Origin of the sequence: Agrobacterium sp. ST15.16.024 (assembly GCF_027956545.1) — a bacterium.
GTDB classification, from domain to species: domain Bacteria; phylum Pseudomonadota; class Alphaproteobacteria; order Rhizobiales; family Rhizobiaceae; genus Agrobacterium; species Agrobacterium cucumeris.
Window position 1 is genome coordinate 1 of sequence record NZ_JAQKGO010000078.1, and the last position, 319, is coordinate 319.

Consider the following 319-nt stretch of genomic DNA (forward strand, 5'->3'; position numbering starts at 1 on the left):
AATGCACGTCGCGCTCGGAAAGCCCAATCCGCCGACAGCCCGCCACCAGTTTTTCATACTGCGGCGGGTCGAGCAGCTCGGTCATCGCCCTCACGCCCAGCGATTTGTAATAATGCTGACGGTTTACGCCGCCCAGCATAAAGGCGTTATACCCGGCCAGCCCCTGCCACTCGTACAAATGGGCAAAATGATTGTCCGGCAAAGCGATATTCCGCCGCTTCAGTAAATCCTTGTACAAATTGACGTGGGTGATCTCAGTGCTGCCCTGGCCTATCTCATCCCACAGATTTTGCGCAATCTCAGCGCGGGTTTCCGGCAG

1 protein-coding gene is annotated in these 319 nt (G+C 56.4%); it reads right to left on the reverse strand.

Translation table 11 applies throughout. The features are described from left to right. Positions 1 to 319 (reverse strand): iron-containing redox enzyme family protein (locus PL640_RS25710; RefSeq protein WP_271363891.1); only part of this gene is annotated, 319 nt, incomplete at both ends.